The following is a 17466-nucleotide window of genomic DNA, read 5'->3' as shown; positions in this document are numbered from 1 at the left end:
GCCATGTGGTTCCAGAACAGCCTTCGCCTCTCCGCCCGTCCACGGGGGTTTCACCTGATTACCGACGAGATCGTCAAGGCACTCCCGGACCTGCCGGCGATGCGCGTCGGGCTGCTGCATGTGTTCATCCAGCATACGTCTGCGTCGCTAACCATCAACGAGAATGCCGACCCCAGCGTGCGCGGCGATTTCGAGCGCCATTTCAATCAAATGGTGCCCCAGGACGCTCCCTACTACCGCCATACCGATGAGGGCAGCGACGATATGCCCGCCCATCTCAAGGCGAGTCTATTGGGGCCCGCACTGACCATACCGGTGGGAGATGGCGAGCTGAAGCTCGGCACCTGGCAAGGTATCTATCTTTGCGAGCATCGGGACCATGGTGGGCCGCGCCAGCTTATCGTGACGCTCAATGGCGAGCGCTCACGCTGGCGGCCAGAGCAGGCCATGCCCGATCCTTACCGACGGCGCGACTGACAACGATCGCGAGGATGGACGGCACCGCTGACCTGTTACTTCATGTCAGTCTTTTCGTGGCGGTTTCTACTGACCGAGACGCCGATAGTCCGGCTGTTCGTTGGCGCGCCAGAGATACCAGGATGCCAGCGTGCGCCAGGGGCGACATGGCTCGCAACGTCGCCGCGTCTCGGCGGGGGTTGGCATGTGATCCAGCCCGAACAGGTAGCGCGTGCCGTCACGGATGCCGAAGTCGTCTACCGGCAGGATATCCGGCCGCCCAAGGGTCCCGATCAGCATCATTTCCACCGTCCAGCGCCCAATGCCCTTGATCCGGGTAAAGCGCTTGACCAGATCCTCGTCGTCCATCTCGGCGGCCTCTTCCCGCCCCGGTATGTCACCTGCCATCGCGGCACTGGCCAGGCCTTGCAAGGTCGCCACCTTGCGCGCGGAAAAGCCGCATTCCCGCAAGGTCTCCGGCGCCAGCGCCGCCAACTGCTGAGGCGAGGGAAAATCCTGTCCCGGGAACCGTGCGACAAGACGCCCCACGATGGCCGCGGCGGCCTTGCCATGCAGCTGCTGATAGGCCACCGACCGTGCCAGGGACTCGTAGGGACTGCGCTCCACTGCGGTCGTGAGTCGGCAGTCTCCGACCTGGTCGACAAGTCGCGCCCAGGCGGAATCAATACCGCGAAGGTGGGCCTGGCCGGCGCTCAGATGGCGGGCGATATCATGCTCGGGCATGAGGACTCCTGCGGGTTATTGGGGGCGGTGCAGCGGCCCTCGAAAGGAGCGCTGTCCGATCGTTTCGGTCTGGCTCATCATACCTTGGTAGCAGCTGTCCGCCATCTCTGACAGCCCATGCACTTTAGCTTCAAAAAATGCGACATCCGGGCTGTAACCGACACGTGAGCCGCGTATACTTTGCTGCGCTGCGAAATGCAGTGGACAGGACCCCAGATGCGCCCTTTAACCGGCGCCTGACCTCCGCCGGGAACGCTTCCACCAGGCAGGAGCCAGCGAGCCCCTGAACCCCACTGCTTGCAGCCCTTTTTCGCTTTCAGCAAGGCGCGTGAACGCGCCTCATGCTCAGGACCCGGCTGTCGCGATGGACATGTCATTATCGCCTCTTCTGCCCGCCACGCATTCATATCATGCGGGTATCACAGCAATGTTCATCCCGTCGGCCGTATTCGGTCGTCACCGCATCTCAGGTGGTCGGGCCAAGGTTCGGGCCAGCGCCATAGCGGTCTCGGGGGCTTCTTCATCCGACGTCTCTGCCCCTGTCTCATCCGCTGCTACCGCCGCTGTCTCGCCAGCCGTGTCAGCCCCTGTTACCCATCCTATTTCCGTCGAGCTCCCAACCGCGCTGCCGACGCTGCTTTCCACCGCTATCTCTCCCCCTACCCCAACCACTTCAGAGGCTTCACTCCATGTCGGTGTACGACACCCTATGCCTGCTCGCCGCGATGGCGATGGTGATCTCCTTGATCAACGGCAAGATAGGCAAGTTCCAGACCACCATCGCCATCACTGCCGGGGCGCTGATACTGTCACTTGCCATTGTCATCGCTGGGCACGCGGGCTGGTTCGCCCTTGATGAAACCGCAGAGAATGCCATCAACCAGTTGAATTTCGAGGATTTCCTGCTGAAGGGGATCCTCGGATTTTTGCTGTTTGCCGGCGCTCTCGGGATCAAGCTCCCCCACCTGCGTGATCAGAAATGGGAAATCGCCATTCTGGCGATGGGCAGCACCCTGTTCTCCACTTTCTTTATCGGCTATACCCTGTGGCTGCTGGTCGGCTGGCTGGGCATCGACTTCGATTTGATCTACTGCCTGCTGTTTGGTGCACTGATCTCGCCCACCGACCCCATCGCGGTACTGGCCATCGTCAAGAAGATGAACGCGCCGCGTCGCATCTCCACTCAGATCGAGGGCGAATCGCTGTTCAACGACGGCTTTGGACTGGTGCTGTTTGTCACGCTGTTTGCCATCGCCTTTGGCGGTGCGACCCCCACCGTCATGAGCGTCGGCCATCTGTTCTTGCAGGAAGCACTGGGCGGCATCCTCTACGGCTTCGTCCTTGGCCAGCTATTCCACTACCTGATCCGGCATACCGAGGATCACTCCATGGAGCTGATGCTGACCCTGCTGGTGCCCACCTCCGGCTATGTGTTCGCTGAGTTCCTGGAGGTCTCGGGCCCCCTCGCCATGGTGGTGGCGGGCATCATCATCGGCAACAGAACCCGGCGCAAGGGCTTCTCCGAGGAGACCCAGCAGCATCTCGATCACTTCTGGGAGCTGGTCGATGAATTCCTCAACGGCGTGCTGTTCCTGCTGATCGGCATGACCATGCTATCGTTCAGCTTCCACCCTGAAGACTGGGTGCTGATGATCGCCGCCGTACCGCTGGTACTGCTGTCGCGCTATCTCAGCGTGCGCGTCGCCTATGTTGGCTTCCATCGCTTCCGCCGTTACAACCCCTACTCCGTGCGCATCCTGACCTGGGGTGGCCTGCGTGGTGGTCTGGCGCTGGCGATGGCGATGTCCATTCCTGCCGGCATTGACGTGATCCCCGACAAGAACATCGATGTGCGTGAAATCATCCTGGTGATGACCTACTCGGTGGTGGTGTTCTCGATCCTGATCCAGGGCTCCAGCATCACCCCCTTGATCCAGCGCGCCAAGGCCTGGGAGGTCGAGCAGTTCCGTCGCGGCAAGCGCAGCTGAACCCAGGTCGCGCCGCCGGGGCCCAGCCGCGGCGGCGCGACGACTCAACGACGGCGCTTCAGCGCGGCCGTGGGGCTCTGCGCCCGGTCAGGCTGGCGGTTGCGGGGTGGCTACAAGGGCCAGGTTGCGGGGCGTCAGCGCTCGCTCACAGAACTCGCTCAAGCGCACCTCGAAGCCGGCCTCCTCGAGCCACAGGGCCCGGTCCAGGACCAGCCATAGCTCCAGTGGTCGGCGAAACAGGTGGCGCACCAGCTCGAATCGATTGACCCGCCCCAGCCGCGCCACACCGCGACGCTCGAACGCTTCCCAGTCGACCCCCTTAGGCAGCGCCAGCCCCTTCTCCCGGGCGGCCCAGCGACAGAACCCGGCGAAGTCATCTGGCATCTGCCCGTAGGCCAGACTCGGCACCGCCAGGTAGTCGTCCGTCCCGCGCAGCTCCCGCTGCAGCTCATCGAAGCCAAGCCGCCAGGCGTTGGCCCGTTCGCGCTTACGTTGCTCTCCCCGGCTGGCGGTCACCGTCTCCTGCACCGCCATGGCCAGCGTCTCACGATCCAGCGCCAGGTCATGCAGCTCAGCCTGGTATCGGGCCTGGGCGGACAACGGTCGGTAGCGCTCATCCCGGGTCCGCTGGTAGCAGCATGGCGCCAGCGTCACCGCCACGCGCTTGTCCCGCGCCAACTGCAGCAGGCGCACGTGCAGATCGCCACAGGCATGCAGCGCCACCACCTGATCGGCGTGGTCAAGCTGCTCGGCCGCACCTGGCTGCATCACGTCCTGCTCCACCAGACTCACTTCAAGCCCCTGGCGGTCGGCCAGCGCCTGGCCACTGCGACAGAGCGCTGGCTGCCACTCCAGAGCACGCACCGGGCCATGGTGCCAGCGCGCCAACAGCCGCGACAGGTGGCCCTTGCCGGCGCACCATTCGACCAGGCGCTGGCCACGCAGTTGCTCGACCTGAGGGGCAAACGCCAGCATCTGCGCCCACTTGCGACCACCCACGTGGGACGCCCAGGCCTCGGGGGCGTCGATCGCCGGCGGCCCCGGGGCAACGTCGATAAGTCGCTTCAGCTCGGCCACCGGTAGCCAGGCCGCCAGCGGCGAGTCGTCGAAGGGCCGCTGCTGCAGCCGCTGGCAGCGCTGGTCATCCAGCGCTTCGAGGCAGGCAGCGATATCCCCGGCCTGCGCGCGGTCGGACCAGGGGATGGAGGCGTGGGTGAAGGGGGTCGGCGACCACAGCCAGTGCCACTCGGCAAGCAGGCGGGTCAGCGCCGCGAGGCGCTCGGTGTGGCTCAAGCTAGCAGTCATGCGCGCAAGGACGACATCGGTCGTGTGGTCAAGGGGACAGGCGCGCCATGGTAGCAGACACGGGGCCTGTCAGGCGCGTCCATCGGACTGGTGCTGAAATAGCATAAATTGCCGGAACAGCTCTGCCTGGCTCGAGATGTTCAGCTTGGCATACAGTCGCTTGCGATGATTCTTGACGGTGCCGGTAGAAATTCCCATCTTGCTCGCGATCTCCGGACTGGTATGTCCCCGCAGAATCAGCCAGGCGGTCTCTCGCTCACGCTCGCTCAGGCGATCCTGTCCAAAGCTCGCCAGCAGGCTTGGCGTTTGTTCCTCCCGCGGCAGGTGCAGACTCGACACCAGCCAGAACTGGCGAACCAGTGACTCAAGCAGAGGAAACAGATAGGCCACCTGGGCCATCAGGGTGACGTGATCGGCGCCCTCCTCCAGGGCACCGTAGGCACCAAAGGACATCGTGATGCCATCCCCTTCTCCCAGCGAAAAGAACGCGGCGGCTTCCCGTTCAAGGCCCAGGTTGCGGTAGTAGGTCGCGAAGTATTCTGTCTCGCGGAAGCCGGCGGGTGCCAGTTCTTCAAGCCACCACACCCCTGGCGCCGCCTGGGACTGCCAATGCTGATGAAACGGGTCGAGCAGGTACATGCGCTCCACGTAGGGTAACAGCACCCGACGATCGAGCACCGCCGACAGGTTATGCGCCAGCACCGTGGGCCTACCCACGCCGGGGAAGTGCATCACCGCATAGCTGATCCCCGGGGCATAGGCACCCAGCACCTCCCCTAACCCCTCGAGAAAATTGGGCGAACGCACGCGGTCGGCAAGGCGCGCCACCGGCGCAAGATCGCTCGGTGGCAGCACCTTCGAGGGCAAACGGCAGGGGCGGCAAACATCCATCGGGTCAGAATACGTCACCCCAGGTGTCTGACCAAGCCATCAAGGCGTGCCAGCAAAGCCTCCTGATGCGGCTGCAACGTCTGCTGGCCCCAGCGTGCGATCTCGTCGTTCATGGGGTCATCGGCCTGGATCGCTGATCCTGCCAGGGTCTGGATGACCGCATGACCACACAGCGGCACGTAGCCCTCGCTGTAGCCTCCCTCATGCACCATCACCAGGCGGCCCTGGCACAGTCTGTCCGCCACATCGAGCAGCCTGGCCGTCATCTCCGCATAGGCCTGACTATTGAGCATCATGCCGCCCAGGGGATCCATGGCGCTGGCGTCGTAACCACAGGCCACCACCACCAGCTCTGGGCGAAAGCGCTCCAGCGCCGGCACCACCACGCGCTCGATGGCCGCCTGGTAGGCGCCGATACCCGAGCCCGGCGGCAACGGCACGTTCAGGTTGTAGCCGCGGCCAGCGCCGCCCCCGATATCTTCGATGTCTCCACTGTCGACGGGGTAGTTGCGGTCCTGGTGCAGCGACAGGGTGAGCACGTCATCGCGCTCCCAGAATGCCTGCTCGGTGCCGTTGCCATGGTGCACGTCCCAGTCGATGACCGCGACACGCTTAAGCGGATGGCGCGCCATCATGGTCATGACCGCGATCGGGATATTTCCCAGCAGACAGAAACCGCGGCCTCGGTCCCGCTCGGCGTGGTGCCCTGGCGGGCGACACAGGGCATAGGCGTTGTCGGCCTCGCCTCTCAGCACGGCATCCATGGCGGCCATCGCCTGTCCGGTGGAGCGACGGGCGATGTCGTAGCTGTCACGCCGCAGCGGCGCGCACTCCCCGGCATCACCAAAGCCAAACTCGCTCATCTGCGCCAGCCGCGCCAGATACTCCGCGGTATGGAAACGCAGCAGATCGCTCTCATCGGCAGGGGCCCCCTTGATCGGCACCAGCTCATCCATCAGTCCGGTGACTTCCAGCAGATTCTTGAGGCGTCGCTTGGTCTCCGGGTGTTCCACCGCGGCCGCAGGCTGGACATGTTTACCAGGCGTCGCAAAGACCGAGCAGGGACCGTTGTCGTGCCACAGGCAGTGCTCATGAAAGGCAAAGGCCGTACGTCGTTGCATTCGTGGCTACCCCAGCAGGAAATAAAGAATGGCACTGGCACCTGCCGCCAGCAGCACGTACGGCAGCTGTGTCAGGGCGTGCTGGATCGGCGTCACTCCGCAGCCACGTGCACTGAGCACGGTGGAGTCACCGAAGAAACAGGCGTGGGAACCGAAGGCACCGGCCGAAATCATCGCCCCAAGGGTCAGCCCCATGGAGGCCCCTGTCGCCTCGGCCAGGGGAATCACGATGGGAAAGGCGATGGCGTAGACGCCCCAGAAGGACCCCGTCGCAAAGGCCAGTCCGGACAGCAGCAGGAAGGTGACGCCCGGCAACCAGCTTCCCTGCATCAAAGGTTCGACCCAGGCCACCAGCGTCTCGGTCAGGCCGAGGTTCTGGTTCACCGTTTGCAGCAGGAAGGCGGCGAACACAATGCCGAGGGGCAGCAGCATCTGCTGAAAGCCCCCCAGGAGCTCATCAAACATGCGATTGAGTGGCGCGATCCGCTGCGCTGCATACAGCGCCAGGGCAACCAGCAGGGCGAAGCCAACGCCGATCAGCGCATCGATACCGAACCACCAGGTCGCCAGCAGCAGCGTGGTCACCGGCAGTACGAAATTGATCAAGCGGGGCGTGATCTGGCGCTGCACCTCGTCGGCTTGCTCGGCGCTGCTATCATCCACCAGCTCATCTCCCGCCTCTGCCGCGCGCATGCGCCCAAGGGCAGGCAACACCCCCAGCGCTACCAGCAGTACCACCAACAGCGCAATCAAGGGGTAGAACAGCATCGGTATCAGGCCGAGATAGGTGGCGAAGCCATCTCCGGTGGCAGCAATGCCCTGGCTTTCCAGCAGTCCCGCCAGATAGATGGCCCAGGTCGAGAACGGTATCAGCAGACAGATCGGCGCCGCGGTGGAATCGACGATATAGGCCAGCATCGAGCGGGAAATCTTGAGTCGATCGAACAGCTTCTTCATCGCCGCCGATACCGTCATGGCATTGAGGTAATCGTCGATGAAGATCAGGATGCCAAGGCCCGTGGCCCCTAGCATGGCCCGTCGACGCGTGGTCAACAGGCGGCCCGCGCTATCGCTGAAGGCCTCGGTGCCCCTGACGAACTGCAGAAGGCCAATCAAGGCACCCAGTAGCCCACAGACCAGGGCGATCCAGCCCATGGTCGGCTGCTGCATGACCTCCAGCCCCGCCAGCGCCATGTCCTGGATGGCGCTGGAAGGTGAGAGGATGATGAAACCGCTAAGACACCCGGCCATCAGCGCCTCAAGGGTACGGTGGGTGATCAGCGCCATGGAAATGACAACCACCGTGGGTACCAGCGAGTAGGCGCCATAGTGGCCATCCTGGATCAGCCAGTGGCCGGACAGGCTGGCGACCAGCACCACACTGAGAAACAGCAAGCCGCGACGCAGGCCGCGATTGGGGTCCTGGCGACGATTCGCCAGCTCTGAAAGACTATGATCCACTGTCGTCACCATCGGGTTGTTGTTGAAATGTGACCGTGCGATGCCTTTGATAGCACTGCCCTAGCACCTGCGGCGATATCCCCATGGGGACCATCGCCATACTCAAGACCCTCGATGTCAGGAGACTCATCCCATGTCCCAACACCGCCATGTCCGGCTATGTCTGCCAGCGCTGGCGTCGATGCTGGTATCACTGTCGGCACCGCTGAACATGGCCCTGGCGTCCCCTATGGGCGATGACACCCCGCCACCCGTCGCCGCGCCCTCGACAGGCGCCCCGGGCACCGCTTGTGCCCTCCCCGGCGATTGGCGAACGCCAGGAGACAGCCTGACCAGCCGCTCCCCTCCCATGGGCTGGGCGGCGCTGGCGGACGAGCAGGTGGTACTGCTGGGCGAGCGCCACGACCAGCCTGCCCACCATCGTTTTCAGCTGGCGGCGATCAGCGCCCTGCACGCCCAGCATCCGCGCCTGGCCATCGGCCTGGAGATGCTGCCAAGGGAAAGCCAGGCGGCGCTGGATGCCTGGGTGGCTGGAAATATCGACGAGACAGAGCTGCTCAAGCAGAGCCAGTGGTATCGCTACTGGGGCTTTGACGCCGCGCTCTACCTGCCGATACTGCACTTTGCCCGTGACCATCGCCTGCCGCTGAAGGCACTCAACGTCACGCCGGAGCTGCGCCGACGCCTGGTCGAGCAAGGTGTCATGGCCGTTCCACCCACTGAGCGTCACGGCATCCCGGAACCGGCCCCGGCATCGCCCTCCTACCGGCAGCGCCTGGAAGAGAGCCTGGCCCAGCACGCGGCCGAACTTGGTGACGAAACCGGCAGTAGCGTATTCGATGCCGGAATGATCGATAACTTCGTCTACGCCCAGCAGGTCTGGGACACGGCCATGGCGTACGGACTTACCGAGCTGGTAGAGGACGGCTACCTGGCGGTGGGCCTGGTGGGAATGGGACATGCCAGCTACGGCGAGGGCATCGAAACGCAGCTTTCACACCTGGATATCCGCGCGGTGTCGAGCCTGCTACCGCTGACGGTGGACGAGGCCTGCACGGCCGACGACGGGCTCGCCGATACGATCTTTGTGGTGCACAACGACAGGCTCAAGCAAGAACCGCGACTGGGGGTTGGCGTCGAAATGGACGAAGGCGGTCTGGTAGTCAACCAGGTGGCAGCCGACAGCCCCGCCGAGGCTGCGGGGCTGCGCGTCGGTGATCGCCTGCTGCGCTTTGCTGGCCAACGCCTTGACCAGCCTGCGCAGCTCAAGGCATTGGTGAACCGCGTAATGCCAGGGACCCAGGCGAGAGTCGAGGTACGGCGCGACCGGGCCCACCACACGCTGACGGTAAGTTTTCCGCCAGCGCCCACCGAGGTTGAGGGATAGGTTGAGGAATAGCGCGCGGCCCATAGGCCGGTCCCGCAGCGACAGGAGGCTGAGGAAGCCAAGCAGTCCGAGCCTTGAGCGTGGCCCCTCACTGACGCCCGCCCTTCAAAACGCCTCGTCTGCGTCGAGCTGGGCCAGCCGCTCTCCCAGGGCGTCCAGCTGGTGGGGAGCGAAGACCTCAATGCCAGAGGCACGCAGCAACGCCGTGGTGACTCCCTCACCGGCCACCAGAGTGCCCTCAAAATGGCCGTCGTAGATCTGGGTGCTGCCGCAGGAGGGGCTGCGGTCAATCAACAGGGCCAGGCGAACCCCATGGCGCCTGGCCGCGGACAGCGCAAGCTTTGCACCCCGGATAAAGGCATCGGTGGGATCGTCCCCGGCGTCATCCGCGATCCTTGCCTGCCCGTGCAGCACCTGACGTCCCTGCCCTCCCTGGATTTCGGCGGGAGGTCTTGGCGTCGGCAACCCTCCCGCCACTTCCGGACAGATGGGTACCAGCCGCCCCTCCTCGCGCCAGCGCCTCAGACTCGCATCGCCCAGGGCCTTGTGACTGGCGTCATAGCGCACCGGGTCTCCCAGCAGGCAAGCACTGACCAGAACCTTGTTCACGTGGCAACTCCTCACCATCACTTCTATCGTCAACATGGCATCGCTGGCGGCTACCTCCGCTCGACGACAGGATGCCCTGTGTGCCGCAGCATGCTAAGCTCCGCCCACCTTTGATTCCCCCAGCACTCAATTGGAGTTTCCCCATGGTTCAAGCTACTGCTCGCCATATCCTCGTTGACAGCGAAGACAAGTGCCAGGCCCTCAAGGCCGAAATCGAGAACGGTCGTGACTTTGCCGACGCCGCCCGCGAACACTCCTCCTGCCCGTCCGGCCGCCAGGGCGGCGACCTGGGCAGCTTCGGCCCCGGCCAGATGGTGCGCGAGTTCGACGAAGTCGTGTTCTCCGCCGAGCTCAACAAGGTCCAGGGCCCGGTCAAGACCCAGTTCGGCTACCACCTGCTGGAAGTCACCAGCCGCGGTTGATATCCCGCCGAGCGAGTCACACCGAGCTAGTCAAACCATGCTAGTCAAACCAAGGCCACGCCAAAGCGTGGCCTTGGTGTCTAAAACAGTGTCTTAGGCAGCCTCTTCTGCCCCCCTTCCTGCCGCTGTTATCTACTCCACTGTCTTCTCGACTCGGGTCAGGGGTTCACCGCGAGTGTGGATCATCACCACGATCAATTCCGCAGCACTTTCATCGCTGGCATTGACCAGCTTCACATGACGCACGCCCTCAGGCTCTCGCCACTCGTCGCCAGGCCCAAAGCGTTCTTCTTCCCCACCCTCAAGCTGTGAGATCACCTCGCCGGCGGCCACCTTGACGTAGGCTGGCCCTGCGTGGCGATGGGGCGGCAGACTGGCCCCAGGGTCCAGGGTAACCAGTACGACGGTGGAGATCAGGTTGGAATCGTCTGACACCCACTTCTGCTGCATGATGTTCTGGGACACGCTGGGCGTTACCTGCTCGCCACTCTGTGCCGACGCCTGGGGCGTCACCGCAATCAGCAGCGTCAGGGCGAACACCAACCGCGACGCCAACCACAGCGAGCGCCCGGGCGAATGGGGCAGAGTCACAGTACCGCACGCCTTGTTCTTGCTGGTCATTCGTTTCAACGTCAGGGGAGACTCAGGAAACATGGAGGAGACCTCTTGGGACAACGTCGTCGGTGACGAGAGTGTTTGGATGACGCCACCACCGCCTTCCTTACATCCGCCCCGGTAACGTCCCGTGCCGAACGGCATGTTCGACCCACGGCTGCAGCTTCGTGCACATTCTATTGGGAAAATTCCCCAGCCCTGCCCGCTGGGCCGAGTTAGGCTATGCAAAAACAACCATCGACCGCCCCGACCGAGGATGAGGAGTCCCCTATGTCGATCATCGATTCACCCGAACGTTATGGCAGTATCAGCCGTTTCTTCCACTGGAGCATCGCCGCCCTGGTGCTGTGGCAGCTCGTCACGGCCATCACCACAGTGCTGTTCGAAGATTCCTGGCTGGATAAACTGACCTGGGCTACCCACAAGCCGGTGGGCCTGCTGATTCTGATCCTGATGCTGGGCCGGGTGGCCTGGGCGCTGTTAAACCAGCGCCGCCGCCCATCCAGCCTCAACCTGCCGTCGCATCTGGGTCATCTCGCGCTATACGCCCTGCTGGTCGTGATTCCGTCGATTGCGCTGATGCGCCAATATGGCTCCGGGCGCGCCTTTTCGCCCTTCGGCATCGAGCTCATGTCAGGCTTTGACGGCGACAAGATCGAGTGGATGATGCTCCCTGCCAATCTGCTCCACGGCTGGCTGGGGTGGGCGCTGTTCGCGATGGCCCTGGGGCACGTGTTGATGGCGGTTCATCACCGCATGAATCCCAGGCAGCAGGATGTCCTGCCCCGCATGCTTGACGTCAGCGCCAGGAAATAAGTCCGCCGCAGCCATGGACGGCATGAACCTGCGGCCCCGGCGGAGGGGACACACCGGCCAGGGCGTGGATCGGGCCGGTGTGCAGATGCAGACAACCGCGCTAGGATGGGCGAAGGCCATCGATAAGGACGTCAGCATGGAGCAATCACCAGGACTGCCTCACCCGCCGCACCACGACCTTGCCCCCGGGGGAAGGCGCCCATGAGCGACTCCCCGATCATTGATGTCCAGGCGCTGACAAAGGTCTATGCCGGCGGATTCGAGGCGCTCAAGGGCATCGACCTGAGCATCAAGCGCGGCGAGATCTTTGCCCTGCTTGGCCCCAACGGGGCCGGCAAGACCACCTTGATCAGCGTCATCTGCGGGCTGGTCAATCCCTCATCAGGCCACGTCAGGGTCGACGGCCACAATATTCTCGATGATTTCCGTGCTGCCCGCTCGCTGATCGGGCTGGTGCCCCAGGAGTTGACCAGTGAAGCCTTCTCCACCGTATGGGACACGGTGTCCTTCAGCCGCGGCCTGTTCGGCAAGCCCAAGGATCCGGCGCATATCGAGAAGGTGCTGCGCCAGCTCAGCCTGTGGGAAAAGCGCAAGAACCGGCTGATCACCCTGTCCGGCGGCATGAAACGTCGGGTGCTGATCGCCAAGGCACTGGCCCACGAGCCCCAGGTACTGTTTCTGGATGAGCCCACCGCCGGGGTCGACGTCGAACTGCGCCGTGACATGTGGGAGGTGGTGCGAGGCCTCAGAGAGAGCGGCGTCACCATTATCCTCACCACGCATTACATCGAGGAAGCGGAAGAGATGGCCGAGCGCATCGGCGTCATTCGTGCCGGAGAGCTGGTGCTGGTGGAGGAAAAGCAGGCGCTGATGGCGAGCCTCGGCCGCAAGGAATTGACCCTGCACTTGCGCGAACCCCTCGACGCTGTTCCGCACGCCCTGGCTCACCACCACCTGGCCTTGAGCGACGAGGGCCATGCGCTGGTCTACCACTATGACGGTGCAGACGACGGTGAGAGCAGCATCGCCGACTTGCTCGCAGACGTCGACGCCGCCGGCATCGCATTCAAGGACCTGCACACTCGCCAGAGTTCGCTGGAGGAAATCTTCGTCAATCTGGTCAAGGAGCGACCATGAACATCACCTCGGTCAAGACGCTCTACCTGGCAGAGATGGCCCGAAGCCTGCGCACCGTGCTGCAGAGCGTGGTATCCCCCGTGCTATCCACCTCGCTGTACTTCGTGGTCTTTGGTTCCGCCATTGGCTCACGCATCAGTGAGGTCGAGGGCATTCCCTACGGTGCCTTCATCGTGCCGGGGCTGATCATGCTGATGCTGCTGACCCAGAGTGTCTCCAATGCCTCATTCGGGATCTTCTTCCCACGCTTTTCGGGGTCGGTCTACGAGATTCTATCGGCTCCCATCTCGCCGCTGGAGATCGTGCTGGGCTTTGTCGGCGCTGCCGCCACCAAATCTATTGTGCTCGGCTTGATCGTGCTGGCAACGGCCAGCCTGTTCGTGCCCTTTACCATCATGCACCCGCTGTTGATGCTGCTGTTTCTGGTGCTGACCGCACTGACCTTCAGCCTGCTCGGTTTCATTATCGGGATCTGGGCCGATGGCTTTGAAAAGCTGCAGCTGGTGCCGCTTCTGGTCATCACGCCGCTGACCTTCCTCGGCGGAACCTTCTACTCCATCGACATGCTGCCTCCCCTGTGGCAAACGGTGACCCTGTTCAATCCGGTGGTCTACCTGGTGTCGGGTTTCCGCTACAGCTTTTATGGACTCGGCGATGTCAGCGTATGGGTCAGTCTGGGCATGATTCTGCTGTTCATGGCCCTGGCGCTGGCGGTCATCCATGCCATCTTCCGCAGCGGCTATCGCCTCAAGCCATGAATCGGCTTCGGTCTGACGCCCCAAGTACGCTATCATCTGCCGCCGTTTTTTGGTCACGAGGTTTCCATGCCGATCTCTGCCTGCGTCATCCAGCGCCTGGACAAGAGCGCCAGCGACATCCCGGCAACGCTTAAGCATGCCAGCGAGCTGCATCCCGACAGCGACGCATTGGACAGCCTGGTCACCCGCCTGACCGACGCTTACCACGGCAAGGCCAAGCGCTGGGGCCGGCTCAATGAGCACGCCCCCCCCAGCACCACGGATCGCCCGAGCGTGCAGAATAGCGACGCCAGCGGCGAGGATGTCGCCCCTTGGGACGACGAGGACTCCTCCGCGACAGGGACCTCTGGTGCAGGCTCCTCTGGCCTGGCCGCCTCTGATGAAGGTCCGGTAGTGGCGACCACCTGCCGCTTCCCTGCCGAGTTTCGTGCCTTCCTCGACGGCGAGCGAGACTTTCAGGCACTGGCCAGGGAGCTTGGCGAGGCCATCAAGGGCGTGGTCGACGCGCACCTGCCCACCGGAGGCCACCTGCTCATGGTCGACCAGCGCCAGGGCGAGACCCGCCACCTGTTCGTCGCACTGGTTCACCATCGGGACGGTTTCGTCATCGGTGAAGACGGTCGCGTCGGCATCACCGGGCAGCTCAATCACAGTCAGATGTCGCTGGCCTTCCGCCTCAACCTGACCCAATGGCAGGACGGCGGCCCGTCGAGTCAGTACCTGTCGATGCTGGCAGATCGCGGCGCGAAGAAGCTGGCCGACGACCTGCAGGCCCTTTTGGGCGCTAGCGAAGGCGTCGATCCAAAGAGCGAAACCCGTACCTTGCTGAAGGCCTTCAGCGACTATGTCGAGCAGGAAGACATGGAGGAGGAAGCGTCGCGGGAAAAGACCGATGCGCTGATCGACTACGCCCAGGACCAGGCAAGTCGCGGTGAAGCGATGACCCTGGATGAGCTCTCCGCCCTGGTCAACGATGACAATCCGCGGGCCTTTTACGAGCACATTCGCAACGCCGACTACGGCCTGTCACCGGAAATCCCGCCGGACAAGCGCACCCTCAATCAGTTCCGCCGCTTCACCGGCCGCGCCGAGGGCGTCTCGATCAGCTTCGACTCCCACCTGCTGGGCAACAGCATCGAGTACGACGAAGAACATGACCGATTGATCATCAAGAAGCTGCCCAGCAAGCTCAAGGAACAGCTGCAGGGGGGCTAGTTCAGGCCTGCCGGGATTGCGACGCCATGCTCTCGACCTCGACCACCCGATCCAGGCGCAGCTCGTCCTCCGAACGCTCGCCGGGATAGCCGCCGGGCACGGCCACCACGCGGGTGTCCCCCAGCGTCAGCATCACCGGGTCGTGGACGTGGCCGTGGACCCACAGCGCCACGCCCTCCATCAGCGACTCGAGGCGCGAGGCAAAGGCCGGCGACAGCGGGTCGCCCTGATAGTGGGCAGGAATGCACTCGGCCAGGGGAGCATGGTGGCTGACCACCACCGTGGCGCCGGCGAAGGGCCTGGCGAGCTCGGTCTCAAGCCAGGCCCGGTTCTCGCGGTGCAGCTCGACGCTGCGCTCCGGCGAGAAGACCTCGCCATCAGGTTCTTCGATGATCGCGAAGTCGGGCATCTGCCTGAGTGCAGCGGACAGCGTCTCCGCAGGGATGTCCTGCGGGTCGGGACGCTCATCGTAGAGCGCGAAGTCGGTCCACAGTGTCGTCCCCAGAAAGCGCACGCCGTCGAGTTCAAGTCGTGCGTTGTCGAGCAGGTGAATGCCCAGCGTGGCCGCGCGCTCACGCATCTCCTTGCGCAGGGGCTCCATGCGATGCTTGTAAAATTCGTGATTGCCCGGCACGTAGATCACCGGATGATCGGGAAAGCGCGCAGCAGCCCACTCGATTCCCTGCAGGCCTAGATGAATATCACCTGCCAGGATCACCATATCGGCCTCGATGTCGGGCAGCAGGCGATCCCCCTCGAAGTGCTCCAGGTGCAGGTCCGACAGGATTCTCAGGCGCATGAGCTCGCCTCCGGCTTAAGCGTTATGGGCTGCGCTCACTCATTGCCAGCCTGGCCGCCAGGCCAATGAACAGCGCCCCCAACCCTCGCTCACACCATAGACCAAGACGACGATTGCCGCGCAGCGCTGTGACCAGCCTGGCGCCCAGGATCACCAGCGGCGGCTCGATCAGCCCCGCCACCGCAATGATCAAGAACCCATGCAGGGCAAGCTGGAGGCTGGCCGGCCCTGCGCCTGGCACCACGAACTGAGGCAGAAAGGCCAGGAAGAAGATGGCGACCTTCGGGTTCAACAGAGAGATCACGACGCCCTGGCGATAGATGCTGGCAGCCCCAGGCAGAGACGGGGCCGGCGCCGCCGTTTCGCTGGACGGGCGGGCGAGCAACGCCTGAATGCCTAGCCACAGCAGGTACGCCGCGCCGACCCACTTGATCAGGCCGAAGGCGACCGCAGACGTTGCCAGCACGGCGGACAAACCCAGCGCCGCCATCAGCACATGCACGCCCGCCCCACTCCATACCCCGAACATCGCAGCGAAGCCCCCACGGCGGCCATGTCGCGCGGTCTGGCCCAGTACAAAAGCCATGTCAGGCCCCGGTGAGAGATTCAGCAGCAAGGCTGCCGACAGAAAGGTGACCCAGTGGGCCAGGGTATACTCGAGCATGGCGGATCTCGTGGCGGCAGCGTCGGTAGCAAAGCCTTCCACGCTAGGCGACGGGCCCTCAACGCGCAACCCAGTTGAGCCAGAAACACACCTTACTGCATGCTGTCTTCCCTTGCCCGGCCAACTCAAGATGCCGCCCCCTTCTCCCCTGCCAAGGAGTTCTACCATGTCCGCGTTGCTGCCCCGCCTCGGCTTTATCGGTATCGGTCTGATGGGCGACCCGCTAAGCCGCCGGCTAGCCAAGGCCGGTCATCCCCTGGTCCTCTACAACCGCACTCGAGCCAAGGCCGACGCCGTCGCTGCGGAGACCGGCGCCAGGGTCGCCGATAGCGTGGCGCAGTTGGCCGCTCAGGTAGACGTGGTGATCACCTGCGTGGCCAATACCGAGGTGCTGCGCGAGCTGATGCTCGGGGCCGAGGGGGTCATCGCCAACGCGCGTCCCGGTGGCGCCATCATCGACCTGACCAGCGCCGACCCGGCCGCCACCCGGGAGCTTGCCCAGCTGGCCGCCGAATCCGGCCTCAGCTGGGTCGACGCCCCGGTCTCCGGTGGCGTGGCGGGTGCCGAGGCCGGCAGCCTGGCGATCATGTGTGGAGGCGACCGAGCCCACGTGAACGCCGCCAGGACGATCCTGCAACCACTGGCCTCGCGCATCACCCATATGGGTCCGGTAGGCGCAGGCCAGGTCACCAAGCTGTGCAATCAACTGCTGGTGGCCTGCAATACCGCAGCGATCGCCGAAATGGTGGCACTGGCCGAGTCCAGCGGTGTCGATGCCGGCCTGTTGCCAGAGGCCCTGGCGGGCGGCTTTGCCGACTCAACGCCTTTTCGCATGCTGGTACCGCGCATGGCCGAGCGTGATTTCAAGGCGCCCAGTTGGCACCTGCGCACCCTGCTCAAGGATGTCGACATGGCCACCGCTCAGGGTTATCGCCAAGCCAGCGCCACGCCGATGGCAGCGCTGGCCGCCCAGCTGATGCGCAGTCGACTGGCCAGGGGCGAAGGCGAGAGCGATCCGGCGACGTTGATTCGGCTCTATCGTGACGACGCGCAGCGCAGCTAGACCCGTCTGCGGCGG

At 63.9% G+C, this 17466-nt stretch carries 18 protein-coding genes; 9 read left to right on the top strand and 9 right to left on the bottom strand.

Features of this window, described 5'->3' with window-relative positions; genetic code table 11:
- Window positions 1–3 precede the first annotated feature (3 nt).
- On the top strand, window positions 4–477 hold the full coding sequence (locus KUW18_RS13505) for a secondary thiamine-phosphate synthase enzyme YjbQ (RefSeq protein ID WP_206937826.1): 474 nt from the start codon (window positions 4–6) through the stop codon (window positions 475–477).
- A gap of 66 nt (window positions 478–543) precedes the next feature.
- On the opposite strand, the gene KUW18_RS13500 is transcribed toward KUW18_RS13505, so the two are convergent.
- Window positions 544–1200 carry a DNA-3-methyladenine glycosylase family protein gene (locus KUW18_RS13500; RefSeq protein WP_206937824.1) on the bottom strand — a complete coding sequence of 219 codons (657 nt, stop codon included), beginning with the start codon at window positions 1198–1200 and terminating at the stop codon, window positions 544–546.
- 689 nt (window positions 1201–1889) lie between these two features.
- Here KUW18_RS13500 and KUW18_RS13495 point away from each other — a divergent pair.
- Window positions 1890–3188, top strand: a complete 1299-nt coding sequence (locus KUW18_RS13495; protein ID WP_206937822.1) for a cation:proton antiporter — start codon at window positions 1890–1892, stop codon at window positions 3186–3188.
- Between the two features lie 87 nt (window positions 3189–3275).
- On the opposite strand, the gene KUW18_RS13490 is transcribed toward KUW18_RS13495, so the two are convergent.
- From KUW18_RS13490 to KUW18_RS13475, 4 genes are all read right to left on the bottom strand, one after another.
- Window positions 3276–4481, bottom strand: a complete 1206-nt coding sequence (locus tag KUW18_RS13490; protein ID WP_224908799.1) for a methyltransferase — start codon at window positions 4479–4481, stop codon at window positions 3276–3278.
- 81 nt (window positions 4482–4562) lie between these two features.
- Window positions 4563–5384, bottom strand: coding sequence for a helix-turn-helix transcriptional regulator (locus KUW18_RS13485; protein ID WP_222163082.1), 822 nt, complete (start codon window positions 5382–5384; stop codon window positions 4563–4565).
- 14 nt (window positions 5385–5398) lie between these two features.
- Window positions 5399–6505, bottom strand: coding sequence for a class II histone deacetylase (locus KUW18_RS13480; protein ID WP_206937814.1), 1107 nt, complete (start codon window positions 6503–6505; stop codon window positions 5399–5401).
- Window positions 6506–6511: 6 nt separating this feature from the next.
- A complete protein-coding gene (locus KUW18_RS13475) occupies window positions 6512–7966 on the bottom strand; it encodes a Na+/H+ antiporter NhaC family protein (RefSeq protein WP_315900667.1) in 1455 nt (484 codons plus the stop codon).
- A 133-nt stretch (window positions 7967–8099) separates the two neighbouring features.
- Between KUW18_RS13475 and KUW18_RS13470 the strand changes: the two genes are divergently transcribed.
- A complete protein-coding gene (locus tag KUW18_RS13470; protein ID WP_206937810.1) occupies window positions 8100–9353 on the top strand; it encodes a ChaN family lipoprotein in 1254 nt (417 codons plus the stop codon).
- Window positions 9354–9458: 105 nt separating this feature from the next.
- Here KUW18_RS13470 and KUW18_RS13465 read toward each other — a convergent pair whose 3' ends face one another.
- A complete protein-coding gene (locus KUW18_RS13465; RefSeq protein ID WP_206937793.1) occupies window positions 9459–9962 on the bottom strand; it encodes a DUF523 domain-containing protein in 504 nt (167 codons plus the stop codon).
- Window positions 9963–10105: 143 nt separating this feature from the next.
- On the opposite strand from KUW18_RS13465, the gene KUW18_RS13460 reads away from it, so the two are divergent.
- Window positions 10106–10384, top strand: a complete 279-nt coding sequence (locus tag KUW18_RS13460) for a peptidylprolyl isomerase (protein WP_206937791.1) — start codon at window positions 10106–10108, stop codon at window positions 10382–10384.
- Window positions 10385–10516: 132 nt separating this feature from the next.
- On the opposite strand, the gene KUW18_RS13455 is transcribed toward KUW18_RS13460, so the two are convergent.
- Window positions 10517–11005, bottom strand: coding sequence for a cupin domain-containing protein (locus KUW18_RS13455; protein WP_222561629.1), 489 nt, complete (start codon window positions 11003–11005; stop codon window positions 10517–10519).
- A gap of 264 nt (window positions 11006–11269) precedes the next feature.
- Here KUW18_RS13455 and KUW18_RS13450 point away from each other — a divergent pair, with 264 nt between their 5' ends.
- From KUW18_RS13450 to KUW18_RS13435, 4 genes are all read left to right on the top strand, one after another.
- Complete coding sequence (locus tag KUW18_RS13450) at window positions 11270–11815, top strand: cytochrome b (RefSeq protein WP_206937788.1); 546 nt, start codon at window positions 11270–11272, stop codon at window positions 11813–11815.
- Between the two features lie 201 nt (window positions 11816–12016).
- Complete coding sequence (locus tag KUW18_RS13445) at window positions 12017–12952, top strand: ABC transporter ATP-binding protein (protein WP_206937786.1); 936 nt, start codon at window positions 12017–12019, stop codon at window positions 12950–12952.
- On the top strand, window positions 12949–13710 hold the full coding sequence (locus tag KUW18_RS13440; protein ID WP_222163075.1) for an ABC transporter permease: 762 nt from the start codon (window positions 12949–12951) through the stop codon (window positions 13708–13710). The genes KUW18_RS13445 and KUW18_RS13440 overlap by 4 nt, the downstream gene beginning before the upstream one ends.
- A 66-nt stretch (window positions 13711–13776) precedes the next feature.
- A complete protein-coding gene (locus tag KUW18_RS13435; RefSeq protein ID WP_222561628.1) occupies window positions 13777–14925 on the top strand; it encodes a nucleoid-associated protein in 1149 nt (382 codons plus the stop codon).
- Window position 14926: 1 nt separating this feature from the next.
- Here KUW18_RS13435 and KUW18_RS13430 read toward each other — a convergent pair whose 3' ends face one another.
- On the bottom strand, window positions 14927–15724 hold the full coding sequence (locus KUW18_RS13430; protein ID WP_222163074.1) for a metallophosphoesterase: 798 nt from the start codon (window positions 15722–15724) through the stop codon (window positions 14927–14929).
- Between the two features lie 22 nt (window positions 15725–15746).
- Window positions 15747–16388 carry a LysE family translocator gene (locus tag KUW18_RS13425; RefSeq protein WP_206937772.1) on the bottom strand — a complete coding sequence of 214 codons (642 nt, stop codon included), beginning with the start codon at window positions 16386–16388 and terminating at the stop codon, window positions 15747–15749.
- A 166-nt stretch (window positions 16389–16554) separates the two neighbouring features.
- Between KUW18_RS13425 and KUW18_RS13420 the strand changes: the two genes are divergently transcribed.
- Complete coding sequence (locus KUW18_RS13420; RefSeq protein ID WP_206937770.1) at window positions 16555–17451, top strand: NAD(P)-dependent oxidoreductase; 897 nt, start codon at window positions 16555–16557, stop codon at window positions 17449–17451.
- Window positions 17452–17466 lie beyond the last annotated feature (15 nt).

This window comes from Halomonas sp. DP5Y7-2 (assembly GCF_019802025.1).
In the GTDB taxonomy this organism is placed as follows: domain Bacteria; phylum Pseudomonadota; class Gammaproteobacteria; order Pseudomonadales; family Halomonadaceae; genus Halomonas; species Halomonas litopenaei_A.
Note: the sequence above shows the minus strand (reverse complement) of the source record. Positions and strands in the feature narration are given on the sequence as shown.

What these genes read in the sequence shown, in the direction of transcription:
- KUW18_RS13505 (WP_206937826.1), top strand. Translation starts at nt 4, where the DNA reads ATGTGGTTCCAGAACAGCCTTCGCCTCTCCGCCCGTCCACGGGGGTTT.
- KUW18_RS13500 (WP_206937824.1), bottom strand. Translation starts at nt 1,200, where the DNA reads ATGCCCGAGCATGATATCGCCCGCCATCTGAGCGCCGGCCAGGCCCAC.
- KUW18_RS13495 (WP_206937822.1), top strand. Translation starts at nt 1,890, where the DNA reads ATGTCGGTGTACGACACCCTATGCCTGCTCGCCGCGATGGCGATGGTG.
- KUW18_RS13485 (WP_222163082.1), bottom strand. Translation starts at nt 5,384, where the DNA reads ATGGATGTTTGCCGCCCCTGCCGTTTGCCCTCGAAGGTGCTGCCACCG.
- KUW18_RS13480 (WP_206937814.1), bottom strand. Translation starts at nt 6,505, where the DNA reads ATGCAACGACGTACGGCCTTTGCCTTTCATGAGCACTGCCTGTGGCAC.
- KUW18_RS13470 (WP_206937810.1), top strand. Translation starts at nt 8,100, where the DNA reads ATGTCCCAACACCGCCATGTCCGGCTATGTCTGCCAGCGCTGGCGTCG.
- KUW18_RS13460 (WP_206937791.1), top strand. Translation starts at nt 10,106, where the DNA reads ATGGTTCAAGCTACTGCTCGCCATATCCTCGTTGACAGCGAAGACAAG.
- KUW18_RS13455 (WP_222561629.1), bottom strand. Translation starts at nt 11,005, where the DNA reads ATGACCAGCAAGAACAAGGCGTGCGGTACTGTGACTCTGCCCCATTCG.
- KUW18_RS13450 (WP_206937788.1), top strand. Translation starts at nt 11,270, where the DNA reads ATGTCGATCATCGATTCACCCGAACGTTATGGCAGTATCAGCCGTTTC.
- KUW18_RS13445 (WP_206937786.1), top strand. Translation starts at nt 12,017, where the DNA reads ATGAGCGACTCCCCGATCATTGATGTCCAGGCGCTGACAAAGGTCTAT.
- KUW18_RS13440 (WP_222163075.1), top strand. Translation starts at nt 12,949, where the DNA reads ATGAACATCACCTCGGTCAAGACGCTCTACCTGGCAGAGATGGCCCGA.
- KUW18_RS13435 (WP_222561628.1), top strand. Translation starts at nt 13,777, where the DNA reads ATGCCGATCTCTGCCTGCGTCATCCAGCGCCTGGACAAGAGCGCCAGC.
- KUW18_RS13430 (WP_222163074.1), bottom strand. Translation starts at nt 15,724, where the DNA reads ATGCGCCTGAGAATCCTGTCGGACCTGCACCTGGAGCACTTCGAGGGG.
- KUW18_RS13425 (WP_206937772.1), bottom strand. Translation starts at nt 16,388, where the DNA reads ATGCTCGAGTATACCCTGGCCCACTGGGTCACCTTTCTGTCGGCAGCC.
- KUW18_RS13420 (WP_206937770.1), top strand. Translation starts at nt 16,555, where the DNA reads ATGTCCGCGTTGCTGCCCCGCCTCGGCTTTATCGGTATCGGTCTGATG.